This is a genomic window from Kingella sp. SNUBH-2017, from assembly GCF_028680565.1.
GTDB classification, from domain to species: domain Bacteria; phylum Pseudomonadota; class Gammaproteobacteria; order Burkholderiales; family Neisseriaceae; genus Kingella_D; species Kingella_D pumchi.
In genome coordinates this window covers 281,288-304,982 of sequence record NZ_JAPHVK010000001.1, presented here as the reverse complement: position 1 = coordinate 304,982, position 23,695 = coordinate 281,288, and the positions used below count along the sequence as shown (strand labels likewise).

The 23,695-nt window shown below is 60.7% G+C and carries 20 protein-coding genes; 7 read left to right on the top strand and 13 right to left on the bottom strand.

What is annotated here, in order from left to right:
* Positions 1–22 precede the first annotated feature (22 nt).
* The 5 genes from OP500_RS01445 to OP500_RS01425 all read right to left on the bottom strand — a co-directional run bounded on the left by OP500_RS01445 (position 23) and on the right by OP500_RS01425 (position 7,958).
* Entirely contained in the window at positions 23–331 is a 309-nt protein-coding gene (locus OP500_RS01445; RefSeq protein WP_274069963.1) for a hypothetical protein, read from the bottom strand.
* Positions 332–383: 52 nt separating this feature from the next.
* On the bottom strand, positions 384–1,466 hold the full coding sequence (gene mraY / locus OP500_RS01440; protein ID WP_238745258.1) for a phospho-N-acetylmuramoyl-pentapeptide-transferase: 1,083 nt from the start codon (positions 1,464–1,466) through the stop codon (positions 384–386).
* A 466-nt stretch (positions 1,467–1,932) separates the two neighbouring features.
* Positions 1,933–3,414, bottom strand: coding sequence for an efflux transporter outer membrane subunit (locus OP500_RS01435; RefSeq protein ID WP_274069962.1), 1,482 nt, complete (start codon positions 3,412–3,414; stop codon positions 1,933–1,935).
* 50 nt (positions 3,415–3,464) lie between these two features.
* A complete protein-coding gene (locus tag OP500_RS01430; RefSeq protein WP_238745262.1) occupies positions 3,465–6,668 on the bottom strand; it encodes an efflux RND transporter permease subunit in 3,204 nt (1,067 codons plus the stop codon).
* Positions 6,669–6,680: 12 nt separating this feature from the next.
* The gene (locus tag OP500_RS01425; RefSeq protein WP_238745264.1) at positions 6,681–7,958 is read right to left on the bottom strand and encodes an efflux RND transporter periplasmic adaptor subunit; all 1,278 of its coding nucleotides are present in this window, start codon (positions 7,956–7,958) and stop codon (positions 6,681–6,683) included.
* Between the two features lie 183 nt (positions 7,959–8,141).
* On the opposite strand from OP500_RS01425, the gene OP500_RS01420 reads away from it, so the two are divergent.
* A complete protein-coding gene (locus OP500_RS01420) occupies positions 8,142–8,783 on the top strand; it encodes a TetR family transcriptional regulator (RefSeq protein WP_274069961.1) in 642 nt (213 codons plus the stop codon).
* 155 nt (positions 8,784–8,938) lie between these two features.
* On the opposite strand, the gene OP500_RS01415 is transcribed toward OP500_RS01420, so the two are convergent.
* On the bottom strand, positions 8,939–9,775 hold the full coding sequence (locus OP500_RS01415; protein WP_238745266.1) for a 23S rRNA (adenine(2030)-N(6))-methyltransferase RlmJ: 837 nt from the start codon (positions 9,773–9,775) through the stop codon (positions 8,939–8,941).
* 126 nt (positions 9,776–9,901) lie between these two features.
* Here OP500_RS01415 and tig point away from each other — a divergent pair, with 126 nt between their 5' ends.
* Together tig and clpP are read left to right on the top strand one after the other, a co-directional pair.
* On the top strand, positions 9,902–11,206 hold the full coding sequence (gene tig / locus OP500_RS01410; RefSeq protein ID WP_274069960.1) for a trigger factor: 1,305 nt from the start codon (positions 9,902–9,904) through the stop codon (positions 11,204–11,206).
* A gap of 154 nt (positions 11,207–11,360) precedes the next feature.
* Entirely contained in the window at positions 11,361–11,981 is a 621-nt protein-coding gene (gene clpP, locus OP500_RS01405; protein ID WP_238745268.1) for an ATP-dependent Clp endopeptidase proteolytic subunit ClpP, read from the top strand.
* 117 nt (positions 11,982–12,098) lie between these two features.
* On the opposite strand, the gene OP500_RS01400 is transcribed toward clpP, so the two are convergent.
* Together OP500_RS01400 and OP500_RS01395 are read right to left on the bottom strand one after the other, a co-directional pair.
* Positions 12,099–13,076 carry a malate dehydrogenase gene (locus OP500_RS01400; RefSeq protein WP_238745269.1) on the bottom strand — a complete coding sequence of 326 codons (978 nt, stop codon included), beginning with the start codon at positions 13,074–13,076 and terminating at the stop codon, positions 12,099–12,101.
* A 280-nt stretch (positions 13,077–13,356) separates the two neighbouring features.
* Positions 13,357–13,560, bottom strand: coding sequence for a cold-shock protein (locus OP500_RS01395; protein ID WP_003785524.1), 204 nt, complete (start codon positions 13,558–13,560; stop codon positions 13,357–13,359).
* A 219-nt stretch (positions 13,561–13,779) separates the two neighbouring features.
* Between OP500_RS01395 and clpS the strand changes: the two genes are divergently transcribed.
* The 3 genes from clpS (at position 13,780) to OP500_RS01380 (ending at position 17,379) form a co-directional block, all read left to right on the top strand.
* A complete protein-coding gene (gene clpS / locus OP500_RS01390; RefSeq protein ID WP_238745271.1) occupies positions 13,780–14,079 on the top strand; it encodes an ATP-dependent Clp protease adapter ClpS in 300 nt (99 codons plus the stop codon).
* Positions 14,079–16,343, top strand: coding sequence for an ATP-dependent Clp protease ATP-binding subunit ClpA (gene clpA / locus OP500_RS01385; RefSeq protein WP_238745273.1), 2,265 nt, complete (start codon positions 14,079–14,081; stop codon positions 16,341–16,343). The genes clpS and clpA overlap by 1 nt, the downstream gene beginning before the upstream one ends.
* Before the next feature lie 244 nt (positions 16,344–16,587).
* Complete coding sequence (locus OP500_RS01380; RefSeq protein ID WP_238745275.1) at positions 16,588–17,379, top strand: inositol monophosphatase family protein; 792 nt, start codon at positions 16,588–16,590, stop codon at positions 17,377–17,379.
* A gap of 159 nt (positions 17,380–17,538) precedes the next feature.
* On the opposite strand, the gene OP500_RS01375 is transcribed toward OP500_RS01380, so the two are convergent.
* From OP500_RS01375 to OP500_RS01355, 5 genes are all read right to left on the bottom strand, one after another.
* On the bottom strand, positions 17,539–18,108 hold the full coding sequence (locus OP500_RS01375) for a TMEM165/GDT1 family protein (protein WP_274069959.1): 570 nt from the start codon (positions 18,106–18,108) through the stop codon (positions 17,539–17,541).
* Between the two features lie 294 nt (positions 18,109–18,402).
* Positions 18,403–18,633, bottom strand: coding sequence for a hexameric tyrosine-coordinated heme protein (locus OP500_RS01370; protein ID WP_238745279.1), 231 nt, complete (start codon positions 18,631–18,633; stop codon positions 18,403–18,405).
* A 150-nt stretch (positions 18,634–18,783) separates the two neighbouring features.
* Positions 18,784–20,577 carry an aminopeptidase P family protein gene (locus OP500_RS01365; protein WP_274069958.1) on the bottom strand — a complete coding sequence of 598 codons (1,794 nt, stop codon included), beginning with the start codon at positions 20,575–20,577 and terminating at the stop codon, positions 18,784–18,786.
* A gap of 18 nt (positions 20,578–20,595) precedes the next feature.
* Positions 20,596–22,095, bottom strand: a complete 1,500-nt coding sequence (locus tag OP500_RS01360; RefSeq protein WP_274069957.1) for a peptide MFS transporter — start codon at positions 22,093–22,095, stop codon at positions 20,596–20,598.
* A 277-nt stretch (positions 22,096–22,372) separates the two neighbouring features.
* A complete protein-coding gene (locus tag OP500_RS01355; RefSeq protein ID WP_274069956.1) occupies positions 22,373–22,762 on the bottom strand; it encodes a hypothetical protein in 390 nt (129 codons plus the stop codon).
* A gap of 7 nt (positions 22,763–22,769) precedes the next feature.
* On the opposite strand from OP500_RS01355, the gene OP500_RS01350 reads away from it, so the two are divergent.
* On the top strand, positions 22,770–23,606 hold the full coding sequence (locus tag OP500_RS01350; protein ID WP_238745287.1) for a symmetrical bis(5'-nucleosyl)-tetraphosphatase: 837 nt from the start codon (positions 22,770–22,772) through the stop codon (positions 23,604–23,606).
* Positions 23,607–23,695 lie beyond the last annotated feature (89 nt).

Genomic DNA, 23,695 nt, shown 5'->3' with positions numbered 1-23,695 from the left:
GTCCTTGTTTTCAGGCTGCATCTCAAGGCTGCGCCGCAGCAATCAGCTTCAGGGCAATCAGCAGCGGCAGCAGCGCACCGCCGACATACACCAGCAGCCATACCATCAGGCTGTCGACAAAATAGCGCAGCAGGCCGAAATACGCCCAGGCATAAAGAAAAACCAGCACCGCGCTGATCAGCAGGGCAAGCAGATTGGCATTGCCGCCGAACAGCTGGCCGCCGAGAACAAACAGCGTATAGGCCAGCGCCCACTGCCAGGCGCGCGACGTTTCTTCGTATACATGCTCCTGCAGTTTGCCGAACACCAGCAGCATCAAAGCATCCAACATAGCGTTTCTCCTTATGTTCAACCAAGCAGCCTGAAACGGGTTTTCAGGCTGCCTAACGGATTTTCAGCGTACTCAGACCGACCAGCACCAGCACGATGGTGATAATCCAAAAGCGCACCACCACCTGCGTTTCCTTCCAGCCCTTTTGCTCGAAGTGGTGGTGGATGGGCGCCATCAGGAAGATACGTTTTTTGGTTTTCTTGTACCAGCCCACCTGCAGCATCACCGACAAGGCTTCCGCCACAAACAGGCCGCCCATGATGACCAATACAAATTCTTGGCGCACGATTACCGCTACGGTACCCAGCGCCGCGCCCAGCGCCAGCGCGCCGACATCGCCCATAAACACCTGCGCCGGCGCGGCATTGAACCACAAAAAGCCAAGGCAGGCGCCGCACATTGCCGCGCAGAACACCACCACTTCGTTGGCGCCCGGCACGAAAGGCAGCTGCAGATATCCGGCAAACTTAACGTGGCCGGTAACGTAGGCAAACACCGCCAGCCCGCCGGCCACCAGCACCACCGGAAACGCCGCCAGCCCGTCCAGGCCGTCGGTCAGATTCACCGCATTGGACGTGCCGACAATGGTGAAATACGCCAGCACCACAAAGCCGACCACGCCCAAAGGCAGCGCCACCTGCTTGAAAAAAGGCACGATCAGGATATTGGTCGCCCCCGAGCGGGCAACATAAAACAGCAGCGCGCCGGCGGCCAGCGCCACCACCGTCTGCCACACCATTTTGAATTTCGCCGACACGCCGTTGGGGTCCTTATAAACCACCTTGCGCCAGTCGTCGTAAAAACCCAGCGCACCCGTGCCCAGCAGCACCCCGATCAGAATCCACAGATAAGGATTGGACGGATTGCCCCACAGCAGCGTGGCAAACGTAATCGACAGCAGAATCAGCACCCCGCCCATCGTCGGCGTGCCGGCTTTGACCAGATGCGTCTGCGGGCCGTCGCTGCGGATGGCCTGCCCAGCCTTCAGCGCCGTCAGCTTGCGGATCGTCCACGGCCCGAGCATCAGGCTGAACGCCAGCGCCGTCAGCGCCGCCATCACCGCGCGGAAGGTGGTGTAGTGGAAAACATTCAGCACCGAGAACCAGTTGCTGAACTTGGCCAGCCATAACAGCATAAAAAATCCTTGTATTTTGTGGTATTGCGGCAGCCTGAAAACCCGTATCGGCGCCGTCCGCCTGCGCCAAACGGCCGCCGATACAGGCGGCGGCACGGCCAGAAAACGGGCGGACAGCTTCAGGCTGCCTGCGGCTTGTGTGCGGGCACCCGCAGACCGAAACGGCACCAGCGGACGCAAAGGGCGGATTTTAGCAAAACCCGCCGCACAATACGCCATAGGCCGACAATTTTCTCGGTAAATTTACGCGGGCTTACGCAAAACAGCCTTTCAGGCAGCCTGAAACGCCATCCCGCCGCATACCTTGCTCCCTTCCCCTACGCCCCAATAGGTAGGTTGGGTTGCCAAACCCAACATTTTCCGATGCCAAAGATATGTTGGATCGCGACCCAAGCTACAACTGAAAACCAAAGGCAGCCTGAAAACCAAAAAACCGGTTTTCAGGCTGCCTTGTCGGGGTGGGTGTTTACTGCTGCTGCGGGGCGCTGGCACTGCTGCCGTTCTCGGCGGCGCGGGCGTCGCCGACTGCTTTGAGCTGGGCGCGCACCTGTTCGTCGTCCTGGGTGTAGCGCTTGAGACCGCCGCCGAGCACTTTGTAGAGATCGGCAAGGTTCTCGGCCATATTCAGGCGGGTGGACAGTAGGGTGCTGTCAGCCGAATAGCTGCCGCGCTGGGCGTCGAGCAGGTTGAGCGAGCTGGAAACGCCGTGTTTGTAACGCAGGCGGATCAGGCGCAGGCGTTCGGCTTGGGCTTTGGCCTGGGCGCTGTTGGCCTGGTACTGGCTGTTGAGCGCGGCGCGCGCCACCAGGGCGTCGGCCACGTCGCGGAAGGCGCTGCGCACGGCGGCTTCGTAGGCGACGATGGTTTTTTCCTGGGCGACTTTGGCGGCATCGAGATTGGCCTTGGTTTTGCCCCAGTTGAAAATCGGTACGCTGATTACGCCGCCGATCGACCAGTTGCGGCTGCCGGATTCAAACAGATTGCTCAGTTCGCTGCTGCTGAAGCCGGCGTTGCCGGTGAGACCGATGGTGGGGAAGAAAGCGGCGCGGGCGGCACCGATATTGGCGTTGGCCTGACGCAGGTTGTGCTCGGCGGCGCGGATGTCGGGGCGGTTGAGCAGCACTTCGGAGCTTAGGCCGGCGGGCAGGTTGCGGATATTGAACTGCTGTGCCAGCGGCAGGGCGCGGGGCAGATCGTCGGGCAGTTTCTGCGCGATCAGAAGCTCGAGGGCGTTGCGTGCCTGCTCGCGGGCGCGGACGGCGGCGGCGTAGGAGGCTTTGGCGTTTTCAATCACGGTTTCCTGCTCGCGCAGGTCGATGGCGGAAATCACGCCGGCTTTGTGGCGCAGCTTGGCCAGACGGTAGGTTTCCTGCTGGCTGTCGAGCACGTTTTGCGCCAGCTTCATGGCGTCTTCGGCGTAGATTTCGTTGAAGTGGGCTTTGGCGACGCTGGAAATCAGGCTCAGATGGGTGGCGTCGCGGGCGGCGGTGCTGGCGAAGTAGCTCTGCAGCGCGGCCTGACTGGTGTTGCGCACCCTGCCCCACAAGTCGAGCTCGAAGGAGGCGATGCCCAAACCGGCGCTGAAAGCGTTGCCGGCGCCATTGGCGTTGCCGCTGCGGGTGGCGCTGCCGTTGCCGTTCAAGCCGGGGAAGCGGTCGGCGCGGGCGATGGCGTACTGGGTGCGCACCTGCTCGGCGTTCAGGCTGGCGGTGCGCAGGTCGGTATTGTTTTTCAGGGCGATTTCGATCAGGCGGTGCAGGCGCGGATCGGCGAAGTAGTCCTGCCAGCCGACGGCGGCGGCGCGGACGCCGTTGTCGCGGGCGTCGTAGCGGAACTGCTCGGCGGGCAGATCGACTTTGGGCTGCTGGTATTTGGGCGCCAGATTGCACGCCGACAAAACGGCGGCGGTGCTGACGGCCAGCAGGACGGGTTTGAATGTGGTTTTCATGGTTGTCCTTTCTCTTTCAGGCTGCCTGGTTTCAGGCAGCCTGAAAAGGTTTAAGGGTTGTGGCTGTCGGAATCTTGGTGGCTTTCGCTGTGCAGGTGGGCATTGGCGGCGGCCACTTCCAGCTCGTGCTTGGTCGGCTTAAACAGGCCGCGCACCACGGCGTAGAACACCGGCACCAGGAATACCGACAACAGGGTGCCGATGGTCATACCCCAGAATACGGTGGTACCGATGGCGCTCTGGCTGCCGGAGCTGGCGCCAGAAGCGAAGTATAGCGGCACCACGCCCAAAATAAAGGCAAACGAAGTCATCAGAATCGGACGGAAGCGCAGGTGCGCCGCTTCGAGTGCCGCGGCCAGCGCGCTTTTGCCTTCGGCCTGCAGGTCTTTGGCAAACTCGATAATCAGAATGGCGTTTTTGGCGCTCAGACCCATCACGGTAATCATGCCGACGGTGAAATAGATGTCGTTGGCAAAGGCCACCGGTATGCCGACGCTGTTGTTGAACAGGTTGCGGCTGGCAACGCCAAACACGACGCCGAACAGACCCAGCGGGGCAACCAGCAGCACGGCAAAGGGAATCGACCAGCTTTCATACAGCGCGGCCAGCACCAAGAATACCGACAGCGCGGCAAAGCCGTAGAGCATCAGCTTTTGCGACGAGCCTTTGGCTTCTTCGCGCGACTGGCCCTGCCATTCGACGCTGTAGCCGCCACCCAGGTCTTTGACCATTTTCTCGATTTCGGCCATCGCCTGGCCGGTGGAGCCGTTGCCGACCTGGGTGCTCATCTGCACGGCGGGATAGCCGTTAAAGCGCAGGCTCTGCTCGACGCCCGGCACCCATTTGGCTTTGACAAAGGACGACAGGGGAACGGCCTGGCCGCTGCCGTTGGGCACGGTAAGCTGGAGCACGTCTTCTTCCTGCATACGGGCGGATGCTTCGGCCTGAACCATCACTTTCTGCAGGCGGCCGTTGTTGGGGAAGTCGTTGACATAGCTGCCGCCCAGGGCTGCGGCAAGGGTGGCGCGCACACTGGTCATGCTGATGCCCTGCGCCGCCATCGCTTTGCGGTCGATTTCCAGCTCGAGCTGCGGCGAGTCGGGCAGGCCGTTGTTGCGCGGGCCGGAGAACATTGGGTTCTGGCTCATTTTCGCCAGCAGTTCGTTACTCTTGGCCATCAGTTCGGCGTGACCGCTGTTGTTGCGATCCTGCAGGTAGAACTCGATGCCGCCGTTACCCAGCTCGCGGATGGCGGGCGGGTTGACTGCCAGCGCGAAGCCGTCTTTGACGGCGCCGCTGGTCATCAGTTCGCCCATCAGCATTTGGGCAACGATGCTGGCCGAATGGATCAGGCCGGGGCGCTCGTCCCAGTCTTTGAGCGATACAAAGCCGATGGCCATGTTCTGGCCGCTGCCTGAAAAGCTGAAACCGGATACCGTGATGATGCTCTCTACTTCTTCTTTGGCCATCACCACTTTTTCCACCGCTTCGATGGTTTTGTCGGTACGCGCTTTGGAGGCGCCGGCCGGCAGCTGCACGCTGACCATAAAGTTGCCGGAGTCTTCAACCGGCAGGAAAGATTCGGGCAGGCGGGCATACATCCACACCGCACCGGCACCGACGGCCAGCCAGATCACCATCGAGGCGGCAGAATTGCGCAGGGTTTTGGCGACAACGCCTTCATAGCGTTTGTTGCCGGCGTCAAACATGCGGTTGAACCAGCCGAAGAAGCCGCGTTTTTCCAAATGATGCCCTTTTTCCACCGGCTTGAGCATGGTGGCGCACAGGGCGGGGGTCAGCGTCAGCGCCAAAAAGGCGGAGAAGGCGATTGCCAGAATCATGGTAACGGCAAACTGGCGGTAAATATTGCCCACCGCGCCTTCAAACTGGGTCAGCGGGATAAACACCGAAATCAGCACGGCAGTAATACCGATAACCGCACCGGTAATCTGGCTCATCGCCTTTTTGGTGGCCGGCAGCGGCGCCAGTCCTTCTTCCGACATAATCCTTTCGACGTTTTCCACCACCACGATGGCATCGTCCACCACAATACCGATCACCAGCACCATCGCGAACATGGTCAGCACGTTGATCGACATGCCGAAATAGTAGATGCCGGCAAACGCGCCCAACAGCGAAATCGGCACCACAATCGCCGGAATCAGGGTATAGCGGATGTTTTGCAGGAAGACAAACATCACGATAAACACCAGCACCATCGCTTCAACCAGCGTATGCACCACTTTCTCAATCGAAATATCGACGGCAATCGAAGTGTCGTAAGGCGCTTTCCACTGCATGTCGCCGGGGAAGAATTCCTTCAGCTTTTCCATCCGCGCTTTAACGGCGGCAGCGGTGGCGGTGGCGTTACCGCTGTTGGAGAGCATCACCGCAATGCCCACCGCCGGTTTGCCGTTCAGACGCATGGTAGTAGCGTAGCTTTCCGAGCCCAACTCGATGCGGGCGACGTCTTTCAGATAGACGTTGCCGCCCTCGCTGTTGCTGCGCAGCATGATGTTGCCGAACTCTTCGGGCGTGCTGAGCTGGCCTTCAGCGGTAATGGTGGCGGTAAAGCCCTGCCCTTCCACTGCCGGCAGAGCGCCGAGCGAGCCGGCGGAAATCTGCGCGTTTTGCGCGTTGATCGCGGCGGAAACGTCGGTAAAGGACAGGTTGTAGCCTTTGAGTTTCTGCGGATCAACCCATATGCGCATCGCCCGTTGGGCGGCAAACATGCGCACCGCACCCACGCCTTCGACGCGCTGCAGCTCGGGGATGATGTTGCGCTGGGCGTAGTCGGCCATATCGGCGACTTCCTGGGTTTGCGAGTCCAGCGACAGCACCATCAGGAAGTTGGAGCGCGATTTGGAAACCTTGACACCATACTGCTGCACGGTGGCCGGCAGCGTGCTCAGCACTTCGGAGAGCTTGTTCTGCACTTCCTGCTGGGCAACGTCTTCGTCGGTTTTCGGCGTAAAGGTCAGCGATACCGAACCGCTGCCGCTGGAGTCGGCGGACGTGGAAATGTAGTCCAAGCCCTCGATGCCGTACATGCTGCGCTCGATCACCGCCAGCACGCTGTCTTCCATGACCTGCGCCGAAGCGCCCGGATAGGTCGCGTTCAGGCTGATGGTGGGTGCGGCCACCGAAGGATATTGCGATACTGGCAGGCTGCGGATGCCCAAAATACCCGCCAAGATGATAAAGATGGAAATCACCCAGGCGAAAATCGGGCGGTCAATAAAGAATCTTGCCATGTTCCACTCCGTTTATTGGGCTGACGATGCGGCCGGTGCGGATGCCGGCACCGAAGCTGCGGGCGCGGACGCCGCAGCAGCCGGAGCGGAAGCAGCCTGAACCGCAGTGGCGGGCGCGGATGCGGCTTCTTTCTTTTCAGGCTGCCATTCTTTGGTTTTCACGCTCTTGGAATGGAGCATGCCCGCGATCATGGTGCCGTCCACCGCCACTTTATCGCCGTCTTTCAGGCCTTCGCTGATGACCCAGCTGTCGCCCTTTTGCGCCACGATTTTCACCGTGCGCGGCTCGAAGCCGCCTTGGGCATTGACAATGGTTACGGTGTCGGTTTTGCCGCGGGTAACCGCACGCTGCGGCACCACATAGGCATTGAGCACGCCGGATACCGGCAGTTTCACCCGCACATACAGCCCGCTCATCAGAATCAGGTTCGGATTGGGAATCGCTGCGCGCAGATTAACCTGGCCGGTACTCTCGTCCACCGTAGTGTTGGTAAACAGCAGGCGGCCTTTGTGCGGGTATTCGCTGCCGTCTTCAAATTCAACGCCGACTTCGATCGCTTCGTTGAGCACGCGCTCGCCGCTGGAAAGCTGCTGGCGCAGTTTCAGCATATCGTTGGCCGACTGCTGGATATTGAGATACATCGGGTCGTTCTGCTGGATCAGCGCCATCTGGGTACTGTTGGCGGTAACCAGCGCGCCTTCGCTGACTTTCGATTCGCCGATGATGCCGGCAATCGGCGCGGTGATATAGGCATGGTTCACATTGACCTGCGCCGCATTGATGGCCGCCTGCGCCGATTTCACCTGCGCTTCGGCCGAACGCTTGGCAGTAAGCGCCGCATCCCACTCCTGGCGGCTGATGGCATCGGCCTGCACCAGCGGCTGGTAGCGCGACACATCGGCATTGGCTTTCGCCAGCGCAGCCTGGGCAGACAGCAGCGACGCACGGGCGCTTTCCAGATTGGCGCGGTAGGCGGCATCGTCAAGCTGGTAAAGCGGCTGGCCGGCTTTAACGAACGAGCCTTCTTCAAACAGGCGGCGTTTCACGATGCCGCTGACCTGCGGCACGATGTAGGCGGTGCGCACCGCTTCCAACCGGCCGCCGAGCACGGTTTCCAGCAGCACGTCTTCGGCTTTTACCGTCAGCACCGAAACTTCAGGCTGCAGCTGCGCCGTTTTTTCGGCGATTTGCTTTTGCCGCTCTTCGTTTTTATTCGGGCAGGCCGCCAATGCCAGCGGCAGCAACAACGCCAGCACTGTCAGGCGCCGGCCGCGTGATGAGTGGGTCATTTTATTTTTCCTGATTTTCAATAGATTGTTTAACAAGGTTTTTAAATGTTTCAGGCTGCCTGAAAAAAGCTCTCGGGCAGCGCATCGGGGTTTTACATTCTGTCAAAAACGCGGCATTATACATACAAGCCTGTATGGCAGATTCAGTCTTTACCATTTCTTAACCAAGCACCACAAACCACCATGCGCAAAACCAAAATCGAAGCCCAAAAAACCCGCCAGCACCTGCTGGACGCGGCGCTGGAAGTATTCTGGCGCAACGGCGTAACCCGCTCCTCGCTGCAGGAAATTGCCCAAGAAGCCGGCGTAACCCGCGGCGCGCTCTACTGGCATTTCAAAAACAAAGAAGACCTGTTCGACGCCCTGTTCCATTGCTACTTCACCCCGCTGGTCGAGCCTTTCGACTCCGACGAAGCCAAAGCCTCCGACAATCTGTGGGCGCATCTGCGCCAAAGCATACTCGGCATTTTCCGGCGCATGGCGCAGGACGAAAAACACCAAAAATTCTGCAACGTGCTGTATATGAAATGCGAAGCCAGCCCCGCCAACCAGGCGATTACCGAGCTGGTGGAAAAATATTACGAAATCGGCCACGGCCAAATCCGCAGCGTGATGCAGCTGTGCCACCAGCGCGGCCTGCTGCCGGCCGACACCGATCTCGAGCTGTCCACCCTGTATCTGCAAAGCTGCGTGGCCGGCCTGATCGGCATTTGGAACTGCAATCCCGGGCAGTTCGACATCCTGCCCGCCGCCGAGCGCATTCTCGACACCTGCTTCAGCGCCCTGCAAAACGGCGCCCTGCCCCAAGCCAAACGCAGCGCCTAAACAGCGGCACCATTCCAAACGCCTTCAACAAAACTTTCAGGCTGCTTTTCCAACCCGGAAAAGCAGCCTGAAAACCATCAAACCCTTTGCCATGCCGTTTTGCCGCTCGATAAAACCGCCGCCGGGTTTTCAGGCTGCCTTTCGGCGCGTGCCGTTCAATCCAAACCCTGCGTTTCCAGCACGAAATGCGCGTCTGTATCCTGCGCCAGCAGCCGCGTCAGCGCAGGCAGGTTTTCGCGCAGCTGCGCCGCCAGCACATAAGGCGGGTTGATAACGAACATGCCGCTGCCGTGCATGCCGAAGCCGTCGGCCTGCGGGCGGCGGACGTGGAGTTCGGCGCGCAGCGATTTGGGCGAGAGCGCCGCCAGTTTTTCCGGCAACGTCCGGCTTTCGGCACGGCTCAAACAGGGATACCACACCAGATAGCAGCCGGTGGCAAAGCGCTTAAGCGCGGCTTTCAGCGTATCGACCACCCGCCGGTAGTCCTGCTTTTCCTCATAGGGCGGATCGACCAGCACCACGGCGCGGCGCGGCGGCGGCGGCAGCAGCGACAGCAGTCCGCCGTAGCCGTCTTCGCAGCGGACTTGGGCGCGGCGGCCGGCGGAAGCAAGCGTCTGTTCCAGCAGCGGAAAGTCGGCCGGGTGCATTTCAAAACAGCGGATGCGGTCGTCCGGCCGCAGCAGCCCGGCGGCCAGCCACGGCGAGCCGCAATAGCGGTTTTCAGGCTGCCTTTCGCCCACGAAATCGGCAAAACGCGCCAGATCGGCCGGCAGTTTTTCCGCCTGCCGCACACGCAGCCAGCCGTCGCGGTATTCGCCCAATTTTTGCGCGAAACCGGAATCGAGCGCGTACAGTCCGGCGCCGGCATGGGTGTCGATATACCAATAGGGTTTGTCTTTGCGGCCGAAATATTCCAGCGTCAGAAACAGGGTGAAATGTTTGAGCATGTCGGCATGGTTGCCGGCATGGAAGGAGTGGCGGTAACTGAGCATCTCGCGGTGCTGCCCGTGCATGAAAAAACGGGTATTTTATGTGTTTTCAGGCTGCCTGAAAAACTTTTATTGTGCTAAACTCGCGCGTTTTTGAAACCACCGAACGCTAAATTGAGAAAGGCCGCCATGAGCGAAACAACCGAACAAGTGAACCCTCTGGAACGCAAAACCACCGTTACCGTGGCATGGGAAGCGGTAAACGCCGAAACCGACCGCCGCCTGAAGCAGACTGCCCGCCGCGTGCGCATCGACGGCTTCCGCCCCGGCAAAGCACCACTGAAAATGGTCGCCTCCATGTACGGCGCCGGCATCCAGAACGACGTATTGAACGACGCCGTGCGCGAAGCCTTTGAAGAAGCCGTCAAAGGCGAAGACCTGCGCGTGGCCGCCCTGACCGGCATCGAACCGGTTGAAAACCAGGAAAACGCCGATTCCTTCCAAGCCGTGTGCGTGTACGAAGTCTATCCCGAAATCAAAGTCGGCGACCTCTCCGCGCTGGAAATAGAAAAAACCACCGCCGAAGTGGGCGATGCCGAAGTGGACAAAACCATCGACATCCTGCGCAAACAGCGCACCCGCTACAACCGCGTCGAGCGCGCCGCGCAAAACGACGACCGCGTCATCATCGACTTTGCCGGCACCATCGACGGCATCCCCTTTGAAGGCGGCAGCGCCAAAAACTACCCCTTCGTACTCGGCCAAGGCCAGATGCTGCCTGAATTCGAAGCCGGCGTCAGCGGCCTGAAAGAAGGCGAAAGCAAAGACGTTGAAGTCAAATTCTCCGACGACTACCACGGTAAAGACGTTGCCGGCAAAACCGCCGTTTTCGCCATCACCCTGCACAATGTCGCCGAACCCGTGCTGCCCGAAGTGGACGAGCAGTTCGCCCGCGCGCTGGGCATTGAAGACGGCGACACCGTGAAAATGCGCGAAGAAGTCCGCAAAAACGTTGCCCGCGAAGTCAAACGCCGCGTGGACGGCAAAAACCGTGACGCGGTAATGGCCGCGCTGCGCCAAAGCCACGACTTCCCGCTGCCGCAGGTGCTGGTGAACGAAGAAGCCGCCCGCCTGGCCGAAGAAATGAAGAAAAACCTGGCTTCGCAAGGCATGGATCCCGCCCAGCTCAACCTGCCCGCCGAGATGTTTGCCGAGCGCGCCGCCGAACGCGTGGCACTCGGTCTGCTGCTGCCGGTTATCGTTGAAGAAAACAAACTGCACGCCAGCGACGAACAAATCCGCAAGCTGGTGCTGGAATTCGCCGAAAGCTACGAAGACCCCGAAGAAGTGGCCGAATGGTACTTTGCCGACCGCAACCGCTTGAGTGGCGTGGCCAATCTGGCGCTGGAAAACAACGTCGTCGAATTCGTACTGGGCAAAGCCAAAACCACCGAAAAAAGCCTGTCTTTTGACGAAATCATGGCCGCCGCCTAAAGCAGCCTGAAAAGGCAGCCTGAAAGCCGAAGCACCGCCGCCCGAAACCTGCAGCAGACCCTGCAGCCATTTGGCCGCGGTGCTTTTCCCGTTTTAGCGGCAGCCTGAAAAGCCGCTTCTCCCATTCCCGACCAACCCGCAGCAAGGAAACGATATGATTCCCGACATCCGCAACAATACCCTGATTCCCACCGTTATCGAACAGAGCGGCCGCGGCGAACGCGCCTTCGACATCTACTCGCGCCTGCTCAAAGAACGGATTATCTTTCTGGTCGGCGAAGTTAACGACCACACCGCCAATCTGGTGGTGGCGCAGCTTTTGTTTCTCGAAAGCGAAAACCCCGACAAAGACATCTATTTCTACATCAACAGCCCCGGCGGCAGCGTAACCGCCGGCATGTCGATATACGACACCATGAACTTCATCAAGCCCGACGTGCAGACCCTGTGTCTGGGCCAGGCCGCCAGCATGGGCGCGATGCTGCTGGCCGCCGGCGCCAAAGGCAAACGCTTCGCCCTGCCCCACAGCCGTGTGATGATCCACCAGCCGCTGATCGGCGGCGGTTTGGGCGGACAGGCGTCCGATATCGAAATCCACGCCCGCGAGCTTTTGAAAATGAAAGACACGCTCAACCGCCTGCTCGCCCAGCACACCGGCCAGCCGCTGGAGCGGGTTGAGCGCGATACCGACCGCGACAACTTCATGTCTGCCCAGGCCGCCGCCGAATACGGCCTGATCGACAAGGTTATTGCTTCGCGCAACGACGTCGCTTAATTCCAAACCGCACCCAAAGGCAGCCTGAAAACTTTCAGGCTGCTTTTAGCCGCTAAAAAACGGCTTTCAGGCAGCCTGAAAGCCGTTTCAATTCGATTTACCGGATGTACCGCGGACTTACAGCAGATGCGCCACGCCCGCTTTTTCGTCTTCCAGCTCTTTGAGCGTGATGTTGATGCGCTCGCGGCTGAAGTCGTCGATTTCCAAATCGCGCACCAACTTGTATTCGCCGTTTTCGCAGGTAACGGGGAAGCCGAAAATGGTGCCTTCGGGGATGCCGTAGGAGCCGTCGGACGGGATGCCCATGGTTACCCATTTGCCGTTGGTGCCCAGCACCCAGTCGCGGATGTGGTCGATGGCGGCGTTGGCGGCAGATGCGGCGGAAGACAGGCCGCGCGCTTCGATAATGGCGGCGCCGCGTTTGCCGACGGTGGGCAAAAAGACGTTGGCATTCCAGTCCTGGTCGTTAATCATGTCTTTCACGCTCTGGCCGCCGATGGTGGCGAAGCGGTAGTCGGCGTACATGGTGGGCGAGTGGTTGCCCCAAACGCACAGTTTTTCGATGTCGGCAACGGCCTTGCCGGTTTTCTCGGCAATCTGGCTGGCGGCACGGTTGTGATCGAGACGCAGCATGGCGGTGAAGTTTTTCGCCGGCAGATCGGGGGCGGACTTCATGGCGATGTAGGCGTTGGTGTTGGCGGGATTGCCGACTACCAGCACTTTAACGTTGCGGTCGGCCACTTTGTTGAGCGCGGCACCCTGCACGGTGAAAATCTGCGCGTTGGCCTGCAGTAAATCGGCGCGCTCCATACCTTTGCTGCGCGGACGGGCGCCGACGAGAATGGCGATTTGCGCGTCTTTAAACGCTACTTCGGGATCATCGGTGGCGATCATGCCGGCCAGCAGCGGAAAAGCGCAGTCCTGCAATTCCATCATCACGCCCTTAACGGCGTTTTGCGCCTGCGGCAGATCCAAAAGCTGCAGAATCACGGGCTGGTCTTTGCCGAGCATTTCGCCCGAAGCGATGCGAAACAGCAGGGCATAACCGATTTGGCCGGCGGCGCCGGTTACGGCAACACGGATTGGGGTTTTCATAGCGGGTTCTCCATAGATGAAAGATGCGGAAAAATCCGTTTCAGGCAGCCTGAAAACGGAATGCGCGGACTGCGGTGTTTTTCTTGAAGCGCCGGCTCGGGCAGCGCGCAAAGGGCGCGGCGGCCTTGTGCCGAAGCTGCGGGGCATCATACCAAAAACACGGCGCTTTGCAAGGGAAAAGCCGCTGCCGCGGGGCTTTGCGGCAGCCTGAAAAAGCAAAAAGGCAGATTTTGCAATCTGCCTTTGCCCGGTGTTTCCGGTGTGCAAATTTCAGGGGTGCTTAGGCAGCCTGAATGTTTGCAGCCTGTTTGCCTTTGGGGCCGGTGGTGACATCAAAGGAAACTTTCTGACCCTCTTTCAGGGTTTTGAAACCTTCCATATTGATGGCGGAGAAATGGGCGAACAAATCTTCGCCGCCTTCGTCGGGAGTGATGAAACCGAAGCCTTTGGCGTCGTTAAACCATTTAACAATACCTGTTGCCATGTGATGCTACTTTCTACAAAAATTAAACAAAAAAAAGCAAATCCGCGGCTGCCAAAAAATTCAGTTTCATTCGGTTTAACGCTCAAAACAGGCTTTTCTGTACGGCGCGCTTTTGCTGTCGGGCTTTTTACCTGTGTTGGGCGCCTGCGTCAAGTTTTGTTTGGGCAAAAGCGGTTTTTTCATTAAAATGAAACAAAATACAACAATCGCCGACACAAAATGAGCCTCTCCCCCGAATTACTGCAAACCACCCGCGAAAAAACCGCCCCGCCCAAACGCTTCGGCGTTTTCCTGCTCAACGACGACTACACGCCGATGGATTTCGTGGTGGCGGTGCTGGTTGAAATTTTCCTGCTGCCCGAAGATACCGCCGAGCGCGTGATGTGGCAGGTGCACACCGAAGGGCGGGGGCTGTGCGGCACCTACACGCGCGACATCGCGCAAACCAAACAGCAGCAGGTACTGTCGCTGGCCGAAGCGGCCGGCCACCCGCTGATGTGCATTGTTGAGGAGATCTGATGATCAGCAAAGAGTTGGAAGAAGTAATCGAGCGTCTCTACCACGACACCAAAGAAAAACGCTACGAACTGGTCGGACTGGAGCAGCTGCTGCTCGGCCTGCTGCAGCATTCGTCCAAAGTGGCGGAAACCCTTGACGCCTGCGGCGTGGACACCGCCCTGCTGGCGGTACAGCTGCAGGAGAGCATCAGCGAAAACACCCCGCTGCTGCCGGCCGGCAGCAGCCGCGAGCCGCAGCCGACCGCCGGTTTCGAGCGGGTGATGCAGCGCGCCATCATCCACAAGCAGCAGTCTTCGCAGGAGCCTTTGGAAGCGGCCGATCTTTTGGTGGCGGTGCTCGACGAAAAAGACAGCCCCGCTTCCTATTTTCTGCAGCTGCAGTCGCTCACCCGCTACAAGCTGCTGCGCTATCTCTCCCACGGCCTGACCGACGAAGAAGACACCGCTTACGACGGCGATGGCGAAGACGACGAAGACCTGCCGCCCGCCGCCAAGCCGCTGGATGCCTACACCGTCAATCTCAACCAGGAAGTGCGCGCCGGCCGCATTGACCCCTTAATCGGCCGCAAAGCCGAAATGGAGCGGCTGGTGCAGGTTTTGTGCCGCCGCCGCAAAAACAATCCGCTGCTGGTGGGCGAAGCCGGCGTCGGCAAAACCGCGCTGGCCGAAGGGCTGGCCTACCGCATCGAAAACCAGCAGGTGCCCGAAGTGCTGGCCGGCCACACCGTTTTTTCGCTCGACATGGGCGCCCTGCTGGCCGGCACCAAATACCGCGGCGACTTTGAAGCCCGCATCAAAGCCGTGCTCAAAGAGCTGGCGCAGCAGCCCAAATCGCTGTTGTTCGTCGATGAAATCCACACCCTGATCGGCGCGGGCGAAACCGCCGGCGGCCACATGGACGCTTCCAACCTGCTCAAACCGGCGCTGGCCAAAGGCCGGCTGCGCTGCATCGGTGCCACCACCTACAACGAATACCGCACCATATTCAGCAAAGACCACGCCTTAAGCCGCCGTTTTCAGAAAATCGACATCGGCGAGCCCAGCGTGGCCGAAACCGTCGATATCCTGCGCGGCCTGCAGCCCGCCTTCGAGAGCCACCACGGCGTGCGCTACAGCGAAGACGCCCTTCAGGCTGCCGCTGAGCTTTCCGCCCGCCACATTTCCGACCGCTTTTTGCCCGACAAAGCCATCGATGTTATCGACGAAGCCGGCGCCGCCCAGCGCATCATGCAGCCTGAAAGCCGCAGCGGCGAAATCGGCCGCGGCGAAATCGAGCAAACCGTCGCCAAAATCGCCCGCATTCCCGAAAAAACCGTGTCCCATGACGACAAACAAATCCTGCGCCATCTCGCACGCAACCTGAAAAACATGGTCTTCGGCCAAGATGCCGCCGTCGATGCGCTGGCCGCCGCCGTCAAAATGTCGCGCTCCGGTCTCGGCCTGCCCGACAAACCCATCGGCTGCTTCCTGTTTTCCGGCCCCACCGGCGTGGGCAAAACCGAGGTCGCCAAACAACTCGCCTTCTCGCTGGGCGTGCCGCTGGAGCGCTTCGATATGTCCGAATACATGGAGCCGCACGCCGTCTCCCGCCTGATCGGCGCGCCGCCGGGCTACGTCGGCTTCGACCAGGGCGGACTGCTGACCGAAACCGTCAGCAAACACCCGCACTGCGTGCTCCTGCTCGACGAAATCGAAAAAGCCCACCGCGACATCTACAACGTTCTGCTGCAGGTGATGGACGCCGGCCGGCTCACCGACAACACCGGCAAAAGCGCCGATTTTCGCAACGTCATCCTGATTATGACCACCAATGCCGGCGCCGAAGCGCTCAGCGGCAACGGTTTCGGCTTCACCGCCAAACGCGAAGCCGGCGACGAAATGGCCGCCATCAAAAAAACCTTCACCCCCGAGTTCCGCAACCGGCTCGACGCCGTGATTCCCTTCGCCCCGCTCACCCCCGCCGTTATCGGCCGCGTGGTGGACAAATTCCTGCTCCAGCTCGAACAGCAGCTGCTGGAAAAACAGGTCGAAGCCACGTTCACCGACGAGCTGCGCCGCCATCTGGCCGACAAAGGCTTCGACCCGCAGATGGGCGCGCGGCCGATGCGCCGCCTGATTCAGGAAGAAATCCGCCAGGCACTCGCCGACGAACTGCTGTTCGGCCGCCTGGCGCAGGGCGGCCGCGTGCTGATCGACTATCAGGACAAAACCGTGCTCAGCTTCCCCGAAAAAGACTCGCCCAAAGAGCCGATGCCCGCGCTGTAACACCGTCCGCCGTTTTCAGGCTGCCTTTCACGCAGGCAGCCTGAAAACGGTTTGACCTGAAAGCCCGCTGAAAACCCCGTCCCAAGCAGCCTGAAAACGCTCCCGGCGCTATGGAGACTTGGCCGCATTCGCTATATAATCCGCCGCTTTTTTGCCCGCCCGTTTCGCCTGTACCGCTTTTCAGGCAGCCTGAAAAGCGCAGCGCCGCCGGCACCCGCCCAACCGCCTACCCGAAAGATTCGCCATGAGCCAGCTCAACCCCGCCCTCAACATCGCCTACAAAGCCGCCCGCAAAGCCGGCGACCTGATGCTGCGCGCCGCCAACAACCTCGACAGCCTGCGCGTGGATCACAAAGCCGCCAACGATTTCGTCTCCGACGTCGACCGCCAGGCCGAAGCGCTGATTGTCGACCTGATCAGCGAAGCCTACCCCCACCACCGCATCAGCGCCGAAGAAAGCGGCAGCCGCGGCAGCGGACGCGCCGAATACGAATGGATTATCGACCCGCTGGACGGCACCACCAACTACCTGCACGGCCACCCGCAATACGCCGTTTCCATCGCCCTGCTGCACAAAGGCGTACTGCAGGAAGCGCTGGTTTACGCCCCCGAGCGCAACGACATCTACACCGCCTCGCGCGGCAAAGGCGCCCGCCTGAACGAGCGCCGCATCCGCGTGGCCGCGCGCACCGAAATCAACCGCTGCATCATCGGCACCGGCTTTCCGGTAACCGACCACAGCGGTCTCGACAACTACCTTGCCGCCCTCAAAGCCTTTATCCAAAAAGCCGCCGGCATCCGCCACGAAGGCGCCGCCTCGCTGGATTTGTGCACGCTGGCCACCGGCCGCTTCGACGGCTTTTTCGAGTTCGGCCTAAAACCCTGGGACATCGCCGCCGGCGCCCTGATCGTGCAGGAAGCGGGCGGCATCGTAACCGACCCCGCCGGCGAAAGCGGCTGGCTGGAAAGCGGCGACATCGTTGCCGCCAACCCGAAAATCCTCGCCCAAATGCTGCAGATTATCGGCAAGGCCTGAGCGCTCCGCTTTTCAGGCTGCCTTGGCCAAATCAAGGCAGCCTGAAAACACCAATCCCAAACCCAAAGCAGCCTGAAAACGGAAAAAACGTTTTCAGGCTGCTTTTTTGCGCTTTGTCCGCGCCATCCGGTTTTCAGGCTGCTTGGGGCAAACGCCCGTTTACAGCGTCAGCCCCGCGCCCAGCAGGGTCAGCACGCCCAGCACGCAGAAAACGGCGCAGGCGGTGATGCGTACCGCGCGGGCGGGGATTTTCGCCACCAGCTCGCCGCAGTAAGCCACCGGCACATTGGCCGCCATCAGGCCGATTACGCTACCGGCCACCACCGCCGGCCAGGCGTCGTAGCGGGCGGCCAGCAGCACCGTGGCGATTTGGGTTTTGTCGCCGATTTCGGCCAGGAAAAACAGCACCAGCGTGGCGAAAAAGGCGCCGTATTTCAGCCAGCGGCAGCGGTCGCCGTCGTCGTCCTTGTCCGGTACCAGCAGCCACAGGCCGACGGCGATAAAGCTCATTCCCACCGTCCATTTCACGATTTCCGGCGCAATGCGCGACGCGATCATCACGCCGAGCACGGCCGAGAGCAGGTGGTTGAGCAGGGTGGCGGCAAAAATGCCGGCGATCACCGCTTTTTTATCGGCGAAACGCGCGGCGAGAAACAAAGTCAGCAGCTGGGTTTTGTCGCCGATTTCGGCGATAAAGACGCCGAAAGTCGAGGAAGGAAAGGCTTCCATCAGGAACTCCGAACCGTGCGGGCAAAGAAAAAGACACACCGTCTGCCCCGCACGGCGCAAACGGTATGCCTTAAGTCTTGCCTGTCTTTACGGCTTGATAAAGATGCCTGCGCCACGCCCAAAGGCAATGATGTTGACACAGGCTCCGGCGGCGCTGCCGCGCGGATGGCTACTCCCCCAAGGGCGGGCGCGATTATAGCCGCTTGCCCTATTCTTGGGCAAAAGAAAGGCAGCCTGAAAAGGGATTTCCCCTTTCAGGCTGCCTTTGCGCCGTCGGTTGGTTCCGTTGCCGGCTTAGCCGCGCCAGTAGTTGTTGGCGGCGGCGATGGTTTGGAAGTTGATGGCGATAACCTGCGAAGCGGCGGTCAGGCTGTCGGCGTCGTTGGCGTAAACCGAGCGCAGTTTTTTCAGCACTTCAACGTCGGGCTGGGTGGTTTTGACGCCGCGGCGGCTCAGGGTAACCGCCAGCTCGAAGCCGGCCTGCGGGGTTTCGGTAATCAGGGTGGGGAGCCATTGTTCGCTCATGTCGTGTTCCTTTGATTGTTGTTGTAAAAAAACGCCCCTAGCGGGGCGGCGCGGATATTAGGAGCGCGGCGGTGGGCTGTCAAGATGGACACCGACAGAGGTAAAAAAGCAGCCTGAAAGACGCTTTCAGGCTGCCTTGGGCAGATGTTTTTAAATCGCTTGGGTGCGCTCAATCAGCCAGGTTTTGGCTTCGCCTTCGGTAAGCGGTTCGAGCTTGGCGCGCACGGTGGCGTGATATTGGTTGAGCCAGGCGGTTTCGGCGTCGTTCAGCAGGGATTTCTCAACCAGGCGGGTGTCGATCGGGCACATGGTTACGGTTTCGAAATACAGGAAACGACCGAACTCGGTTTCCGCCGGTTGCGCCACGGGGCGGCTGACCACCAGGCTTTCGATGCGGATGCCCCATTTGCCCGGGCGGTAAAGGCCGGGTTCGTTGGACGTGATCATACCGGCTTTCATCGCGTGGTGCGGCGAGAGCACCGATGCCTGGTAGGCAATCAGCTGCGGGCCTTCGTGAACGTTCAGGAAGTAGCCGACGCCGTGGCCGGTGCCGTGGCCGTAGTCGCATTGCGCCTGCCACAGCGGGGCGCGGCAGATGGCGTCCAGCATCGGCGCTTTGGTGTCTTCGGGGAACACGGCGCAGGCCAGGGCGATGTGGGCTTTGAGCACCAGCGTGAAATCGCGTTTTTGTTCGGCAGTCGGCTCGCCCACGGACACCACGCGGGTGATGTCGGTGGTGCCGGTTTTGTACTGGGCGCCGGAGTCAATCAGCAGCAGACCGCTGCCATCGAGCGGGCTGAAGGCTTCGGGCGTGGCGCTGTAGTGCGGCAGGGCGCCGTTTTCGCGGTAGCCGGCGATGGTGCCGAAGCTGGGGGAAACATAGGCTTCGCGGCGGCTGCGGTGCTCGATGAGCATATCGCTGACATCCAGCTCGGTGAGTTTGTCGCCGGCGGCGATGCGGCGCTCGAACTCGGCGAAGAAGCCGCACAGGGCGGCGCCGTCCTGAATCATAGCTTGGCGGATGTATTCGACTTCTTTGTCGGATTTCACCGATTTGAACAGGGTGCTGGGATTGATGTGGTCGATCAGGCGCACGCTCTCAGGCAGGCGGCCGACTACCGATACCGCCACTTTGCCCGAATCGTACATCAGGCAGCCTGAAAGGGCGGACACGGCATCAGCGGCATCGGCATAAGGCGCGGTGGCGATGCCGGCTTCCTGCAGCCAGGCCTGTTCGGCGGCGCCGAGCTTGGCGCTGTCGATAAACAATACGGCGCGCTCGGCATCAATCAGCAGGTGCGACAGGAACACCGGGTTGTAATCGACGTCGCCGCCGCGCAGATTGGTGATCCAGGCGATGTCGTCGAGCGAAGACACCAGATGGTGGTCGGCGCCTTTGTCGCGCATAAATTGGCGCACGCGCGCCAGTTTTTCGGCGGCGCTCTCTTCGGTATAGACGGCTTCGTGGATGAAAACGGGCGCATCGGGCAGCGCGGGACGGTCGCTCCAGAAGCCGTTAACGATGTCGTCTTCCAGCCGCAGGGTGATGTTTTTGGCGGCGAAGGCAGCCTGAAGCTGCTTCAGGCCGGCGGCAGAGAGCATGTCGGGCGCGATGCCGGCGGCGGCGTTTGCCGGCAGCACTTCGGCCAGCCAGTCGATATGGGTGCGGCCGAAGCCGAGTTTTTCCAAACGGATGCCGCTGCCGGCCAGTTGTTTTTCAGCCTGCTCCCAATAACGGCTGTCCGCCCACAGGGTGGCTTCGTTTTCGGTTACCGCCAGCGTGCCGACCGAGCCGGTAAAACCGGAAACCCAGCTGCGGGTCTGCCAGTGCTCGGGCAGGTATTCGGAGAGATGGGGGTCGGCGGAGGGGATAATCCAAGCGTCGAGTTGGTGCTGTTTCATCGCTGCGCGCAGGGCAGCGAGACGTTGGGCGGGAGTGGTCATTGGGTGTGGTCCTTTCGTTTAATCGAGTTGGTTCATCATCCGGTTCAGGAAGGGCGAGCACAGCAGCATCACGGCGCCGGCGGCCAGCCCGATGGTGCCGAGCATCATATAGAAGCGCTCCTGTCCCAGCGCTTCGTAATAAGTGTGGAACAGCTTGCCGCCGAGCGTGAAGCCCAGCGAAAACGCCAGGTAATTTAAGGCGACCATCTGCGTTTTAAAGTGCGCGGGGGCGATTTTTGTAATCAGCGACATCGAAATCGGCGAAATCAGCAATTCCGACACGGTAATCGCCAGAATCACCAGCGAAAACAGCATCAGCGGCAGCGGCACGCCGGAATGGACGTAGGGCACGAAGCACAGATAAGACGCGCCCACGCCCAAGAGCGCCAGCGCAAACTTAAGCGGCGCTTTGGGCTGGAAGCGCCCCATTTTGCTCCACAGCGCCGCCATCACGCCCGAGAGCGCAATCACCCACATCGCCTGCAGCGACGCGAGCCAGCCCACCGGAATTTCGAAGCGGCCGCTGGCCGGATCGACGCCCAGAGCCGTCAGCGGCGCCCAGCCGCGCAGCCACTCGGGCGCCACCACCTGCCGCAGCACGGTTTTGTCGAAATACACCGTTACCGAAGTGTAAACCTGGTACCACAGCGCCCAAAACACGCACAGCGCGGCAAACAGCGGAATATAGGCGGCGATATGGCGTTTTTCGCCGGCGCTAACTTTGCGGTTGGTCAGCAGAAACGCGAAATACAGCAGCGAAATCGTCAGCACCAGTATGCTGAGTGCCGATGAGAAATTCTGCACGTTCAGCACGTCGGCACGCACCAGCAGCACCACTGCAACGACGGCTGCCAGCACCAGCCCCAGTACCAGATTGCGCCGGCCGGCCGGCAGCGGGTTGGGCACTTCGCTTTTGGGCAGCCTGCCGCGCCCGCGGCCGTACTGCCACAGGCCGAAGGCCATGCCCACCGCCGCCGCGCCGAAGCCGTGGTGGAAACTGTAGTTTACCTGCAGCCAGCCGGTGAGCAGCGGCCCCAGCAGCGCGCCGATATTGATGGCGATATAGAAAATCGAAAAACCCGCGTCGCGCAGCGGCCGGGTGTCTTCACTCTCATACAGCGAGCCGACCATGGTGCCGGCCGACGCCTTCACCCCGCCGCTGCCCGCGCCAATCAGAATCAGGCCGCCCACCAGCCCCGCCACACCGGGCAGCAGCGCCAGCACGATGTGGCCGGCCATCACCACCACGCCCGACCAAAACAGTGTGCGCTCGCTGCCCAGCACGCGGTCGGCCAGCCAGCCGCCGCCGACGGTGGCCAGATACACGCTGCCACTGTAGGCGCCGACCACGGCGCCGGCCAGCGATTCGTCGATGCCCAGCCCGCCTTTGTCCGCCGCGTAATATAGGTAGATCATCAGGATCGCCTGCATCCCGTAAAACGAAAAACGCTCCCACAATTCGATATGGAAGAGATTGGAAAGCTGCGGCGGATGGCCGAAAAACTTTTTCTGCGTCATAGATGGTGGCTCCGGCGGCTTTCAGGCAGCCTGAAAGCATGAAAACGACAAACCGCCGCAACGGGCGGAACGGACGGCGCTGCCGCCGCCAACCCACCCGGCAGCCTGAAAACGCTTCGGCCGGCGGCGGGGGAATCTTCAGCGGCAGCACGGCTTTGCCCCAAGCGGCCGTGCGGTACGGCTGCTGGGAAAACCGTAACGCACTTTAACCCAAACTAACACATCCCGCAAGGCAGCCTGAAACGCCACTCCGGCACAAAAACCGCACGCCGCGCCGCTATCGTGCATTTATCCGCACGCCGCCGCCCGCAACCGGCAATAAAAAGGCAGCCTGAAAACACGGATAGCGCCGTTTGCCGCAGCCGCCGCTGCCGTTAGCGCCAAATTCAGAGCCGGCAAAAGCAAACTTTTCAGGTTGCCTGCCCGTCCCAACCCTTTCAGGCTGCTTTGCCCGGTTCGAGCCATCCGCAAAGCAGCCTGAAAAACCGGCAACGCATCCAAACAGCCGTCCGCAGTTTGGCAGAAAGCCGCCCTGCCGGCGATTAAAATGCCCAACTGCCGCCATAGACATGCCGCAAACCCGCCGTTTGCCGCGTCCGGCGGTTTCGCCGCCCGGTGCTTTTGCCTTAAAATTGCCCCATTGCAAACCACTTTTTCCGGCGGGCATTTTCCTTATGACACATTACGCAATCGGCGATATCCAAGGCTGCTACCGCGAGCTGCAGGCGCTGCTCGCGCTGATCGGCTTTGAGCACGGCCGCGACACGCTCTGGCTCACCGGCGACATCGTCAACCGCGGTCCGCAGTCGCTCGAAAGCCTGCTGTTTGCCATGCACCATGCCGACAGCGTGCGCATCGTGCTCGGCAACCACGACCTGCACCTGCTGGCGCTGTGCTACGGCTTCGGCAACCCCAAACGCCACGACACCCTCGCCCCCATTCTCCAGCACCCCAACCTGCGCCGTATGCGCGACTGGCTGCGCGCGCAGCCGCTGCTGGTTGAAGACAAGGGCTATCTGATGGTGCACGCCGGCATTCTGCCGCAATGGAGCGCCGAAGAAGCCAAAACGCTGGCGGCGGAAGTCGAACACGCCCTGCGCGGCCATCACCCGCGCCGTTTTTTCAACCATATGTACGGCAACTCGCCCGATGCCTGGTCGCCCGATTTGACCGGCTATCCGCGGCTGCGGCTGATTACCAACGTCTTTACCCGCATGCGCGCACTGCATGCCGACGGCTCACTCGATTTCCGCTTCAAAGCCACCTACGGCGACATGCCGCCCGAGCTGCACGCCTGGTTCGACGCCCCCGATCGCCGCCATCTGAGCCATACCGTCGTGTTCGGCCACTGGTCGGCGCTGGGCTACTGCAACGACCCGCAAAAACGTATCGCCGCCCTCGATACCGGCGCCCTGTGGGGCGGCTGCCTGACCGCGCTCGATCTGGACAGCATGCAGGCTTTCCACCAACCCAGCTTCCAAACCCCGCACCGCCACGCACCGGCAGCCTGAAAACCGGACGGCACCTTTCAGGCTGCCTGCCCGCCGGTTTACATTATGCAAAGCAATGTCAAACTCTCTAAAAAAGCAGCAAAAAACCG

Coding starts and splice junctions, on each gene's coding strand:
- OP500_RS01445 (WP_274069963.1), bottom strand. CDS start 331: ATGTTGGATGCTTTGATGCTGCTGGTGTTCGGCAAACTGCAGGAGCAT.
- mraY (WP_238745258.1), bottom strand. CDS start 1,466: ATGCTGTTATGGCTGGCCAAGTTCAGCAACTGGTTCTCGGTGCTGAAT.
- OP500_RS01435 (WP_274069962.1), bottom strand. CDS start 3,414: ATGAAAACCACATTCAAACCCGTCCTGCTGGCCGTCAGCACCGCCGCC.
- OP500_RS01430 (WP_238745262.1), bottom strand. CDS start 6,668: ATGGCAAGATTCTTTATTGACCGCCCGATTTTCGCCTGGGTGATTTCC.
- OP500_RS01425 (WP_238745264.1), bottom strand. CDS start 7,958: ATGACCCACTCATCACGCGGCCGGCGCCTGACAGTGCTGGCGTTGTTG.
- OP500_RS01420 (WP_274069961.1), top strand. CDS start 8,142: ATGCGCAAAACCAAAATCGAAGCCCAAAAAACCCGCCAGCACCTGCTG.
- OP500_RS01415 (WP_238745266.1), bottom strand. CDS start 9,775: ATGCTCAGTTACCGCCACTCCTTCCATGCCGGCAACCATGCCGACATG.
- tig (WP_274069960.1), top strand. CDS start 9,902: ATGAGCGAAACAACCGAACAAGTGAACCCTCTGGAACGCAAAACCACC.
- clpP (WP_238745268.1), top strand. CDS start 11,361: ATGATTCCCGACATCCGCAACAATACCCTGATTCCCACCGTTATCGAA.
- OP500_RS01400 (WP_238745269.1), bottom strand. CDS start 13,076: ATGAAAACCCCAATCCGTGTTGCCGTAACCGGCGCCGCCGGCCAAATC.
- OP500_RS01395 (WP_003785524.1), bottom strand. CDS start 13,560: ATGGCAACAGGTATTGTTAAATGGTTTAACGACGCCAAAGGCTTCGGT.
- clpS (WP_238745271.1), top strand. CDS start 13,780: ATGAGCCTCTCCCCCGAATTACTGCAAACCACCCGCGAAAAAACCGCC.
- clpA (WP_238745273.1), top strand. CDS start 14,079: ATGATCAGCAAAGAGTTGGAAGAAGTAATCGAGCGTCTCTACCACGAC.
- OP500_RS01380 (WP_238745275.1), top strand. CDS start 16,588: ATGAGCCAGCTCAACCCCGCCCTCAACATCGCCTACAAAGCCGCCCGC.
- OP500_RS01375 (WP_274069959.1), bottom strand. CDS start 18,108: ATGGAAGCCTTTCCTTCCTCGACTTTCGGCGTCTTTATCGCCGAAATC.
- OP500_RS01370 (WP_238745279.1), bottom strand. CDS start 18,633: ATGAGCGAACAATGGCTCCCCACCCTGATTACCGAAACCCCGCAGGCC.
- OP500_RS01365 (WP_274069958.1), bottom strand. CDS start 20,577: ATGACCACTCCCGCCCAACGTCTCGCTGCCCTGCGCGCAGCGATGAAA.
- OP500_RS01360 (WP_274069957.1), bottom strand. CDS start 22,095: ATGACGCAGAAAAAGTTTTTCGGCCATCCGCCGCAGCTTTCCAATCTC.
- OP500_RS01355 (WP_274069956.1), bottom strand. CDS start 22,762: ATGCCCGCCGGAAAAAGTGGTTTGCAATGGGGCAATTTTAAGGCAAAA.
- OP500_RS01350 (WP_238745287.1), top strand. CDS start 22,770: ATGACACATTACGCAATCGGCGATATCCAAGGCTGCTACCGCGAGCTG.